Source organism: Bradyrhizobium sp. P2_E8, from assembly GCF_056403875.1.
Genome location: NZ_JBFUES010000850.1, coordinates 1 through 3,278 on the forward strand (window position 1 = coordinate 1; position 3,278 = coordinate 3,278).

The 3,278-nt window shown below is 61.4% G+C and carries 2 protein-coding genes; both read left to right on the forward strand.

What is annotated here, in order from left to right:
• Positions 1 to 31: 31 nt before the first annotated feature.
• Positions 32 to 220: a hypothetical protein gene (locus tag AC1D00_RS32995; RefSeq protein WP_477013548.1), complete on the forward strand. Its 189-nt coding sequence runs from the start codon at positions 32 to 34 to the stop codon at positions 218 to 220.
• On the forward strand, positions 220 to 3,278 hold a 3,059-nt coding region (locus AC1D00_RS33000), incomplete at its 3' end, for a tape measure protein (RefSeq protein WP_477013549.1). The genes AC1D00_RS32995 and AC1D00_RS33000, both read left to right, overlap by 1 nt.

The following is a 3,278-nucleotide window of genomic DNA, read 5'->3' on the forward strand; positions in this document are numbered from 1 at the left end:
ACCCGGCGCCGAAACCAACTGAGGATTTGAGATGCTGAACAAGGAAGACAAGGAAATGGTTCGCGAAGCGGCGCGCCGCTTGAACGGTGCCGATGCGGCCAATTTCGAGAGCGCAGTTATCGCGCGCCTCCAACAGTTGCTCGATAGCGGCGTGGTGTCGGGGATCACCAAGAACCACGTCCGCGCTGCCTGCACCGCCGAACTATCGCGGGGCAAATGATGTCTGACCCGACCCTTGGCTTTCAAGTCGATACCAGCGGGCTCGACAAGGGCTCGCAGTCCCTCGACAAGATCACGCAGAGCGCGGCCAAGACCGAGCAGCAGGCCGGTAAAACCTCCGACGCCCTTAACAAGATGGGCTCCGGTTCGTCCGGGAACAGCATTGCCAAGACCGCGCAATCCGTCGACAAGATGGCGGAATCCCTGGTCAATGCGGCGCGAGAGGCACAAAAGAACCTAGACGTCACCAAGTCGCTCGAGACGATTGTCTCCAAGACCGGCACGAGCTACACGCAGGCCGCGACGGCGCTCCAGAGCGCGATCAACGCTCACAAGTCAAGCGCCGCCGCGGTAGCGACCAATACCGACGCCCTGAAGAAGTCGGCCGAAGCACATACCGTCCTGTCAACACAGGCACAGTCGGCTTTCCATTCCATCCGCAGCGTTGCGGAGGGCGCTCTATCCGGCGCCTCTCCGATCCAGATGCTGACGCAGCAGATCAACCATCTGGGTYATGCCGCGTCTGGTCAGGGAGGGCTATCTGGCGCCTTTAGCGAGGTGGCAGGCAAGCTGACCGGGCTCGGCCCGGTGATGGGCTCCCTCGCCCTTGGCGTTGGCGGCACGGTCGCTGCCTTCGTTGCGGCCTCGGTGGAGCTCACCAAGGTCGGCGATGAGGTCGAGCGCTCCAAAAGCAGGCTGACCGGCATTACCGGCAGCACCAAGGCCGGCGCCGAAGCATTTAACCAAATCAAGCAGGCGGCCAATTCAGCCGGCGTCGAATTTTCTTCGCTATCTTCGTTCGTCGAAAAAGCCTCTCAAGGCATCGACAAGATGAATACGGGCTGGCCGGTGATCACGGTCGGCGCGAACAAGGCGCTTGATGCGATAAGGGAGATGGGCGCCACCTTGGGCAAGGTGATGCAAACAGCCGGCGCGACTGCGGCGGAAGAGAGCCAGGTTTTCGGCGCGCTTGCCGCCAGCATCGCCAAAGGCGGTGGGTTGACCGCTGACACATTCGAGAAAATCCGCGATACGCTGCCACAAGTCGCCCGCGCGATTGCTTCCGCATTCAGCGTGACCGACATCAATGAATTCCAGAAGTCGCTGGAGCGGCAGCCGAAGTCGCTTCAGGACGTTGAGGAGGCCATTAAGAGGATCAAGCCTGCGGTTGATGCGGCGTTCGATTCGAACAAGCCCAAGACATTCGAGCAGGCTATCCGCGGTCTCAGCATCCAATGGAAGCAATTCCTGGAAGATCTCGCCAAGACCGGTGCGTTTGACCTCGCAAGGGATGCGCTCGCCGGGATCGGCAAAACGCTGCAATCAGATATCCAGGATGCGCTTGCTTTTGTCTCGGCCCTGAATTCTGTTGCCAGCGCCGCTGCCAACGCGGCCTCGGGCATCGGCAGCGTGGCCTCTAACGTCGGAAGTGTCATCTCCGGCGCTGGGCGGGGCGGTTCCGACAGCGCCCAATACGACGCGATGGGGAATGTCACCTCAAGCGGTGGCTCGGACCAATCCCCATATGCCTTTGACAATTCCGAATATCTCTCAGGCCTGGATCATTACGCGACCGGCGGGAGCTTCACGGTCGGCGGGACTGGCGGCACCGATAGCCAACTGATCCAGTTCATGGCAACCCCTGGCGAAAAGGTCACGATTGACCCGCCGGGAGGTTCAGGCGATGGAGCAAAGACCACGCTCGGCTCACTGCTGCCGTCAAGCGCATCAGGCGGCGGTGCCCCGGCCGACCTCATGTCGGCGCATTTCTCGGAAGCCATCAAGACGCAAACCACGGCGCTGAGTGACCGCATCAATGCGTCCAGGGATGCAATCGTTCTGGCTGTCAATAATTCGGCATCCAAGGTTGCGACCAGCGCGACCAGCACGTCAGGCGCCTCGACCATATCATCCGCGGTGGCCTCAACACCCGTCACGTCAAACGCATCCAATGCATCGTCGTTTGGGTCGTCTGTCGATGCCGGTGTCGGCGCCGCTACGGGATCGAAATCCGAAGGCCAGTTTGGGTCTTCCTGGAGCCTCAACGACAACAAGACCAAGCAGGACAACCAGGAAGCGGCGCCGATCAATGTCCCGGTTGGCGCCTTTGGCCAAGCCTTCGGCCGAGGCGGCGGCGTCAAGGGCTATAGCGGATCGTTTCCGGTCATCGGCCCGAACTCCCTCAAGAACCCGCTCAACCCGCTCGACAAGCCCGCCGCCAATGATGCCGGCCTGAAGCAGCAGACCGATGCGCTGAAGCAGACGCAGAAGGAGGCCTCGAAAACCGTAGCCGACCAGGTCAAGGCGCAAGAGCAGCAGGCGAAGTCAATTGGCGATACCGCCAACAATACCGCTGGCGACATCAGGAAGCTTCAGCAGGATTCTCTGTCCTCGCTCGGCGATGTCGGCGAGGCAACGGAAACCGCCGCCAAGGCCAGCGAGGAGGGCGCGGATGCGGCCAAGGATGGCGTCGATGCCACCAAGGATGTCAACGACGCCACCAAGAGCGGCAACGAGATTTCCCGGTCTGGATTTGACCAGATGGGCAATTCGCTCGGCCAGACCACTCAGGAGATTTCGTCCGGATCGAGCTCCATCGTCAGCTCGGTCGACTCTGCTGCAAGTTTTATTGCCAGCGCGGTCGAGTCGGCGATTTCGTCCATTGCCTCCATGGCCGACAATGGCAGCCCGTCAAACTATGGCGGGGGTTATTCCGGGTCCGATTATTCTGGCGGGTCCAGTGATTACGGCGGCACCGATTATGCATCGCAGGTTGGCGATGGTACGTTGCCTGCTTTCGCATCCGGCGGACAGTTCACCGTCAGCGGCTCGGGCGGTGCGGACACTGAGCACGTCGAGTTCATGGCGACGCCCGGCGAGGTTGTCACCGTAACGCCTCCCGGTGGTACGCCTCCGCCCAATCCAAAGCGGGGCTCTGGCTCAGGGGCCAAGGGCGGCATCGCTGCGTATGCGACTGGCGGTCAGTTCACGGTTGGCGACGCCATGATGCCTGCGTTCAGCGGCGCAGATGCGGCCGTTGATCTGATATCGGCCCATAC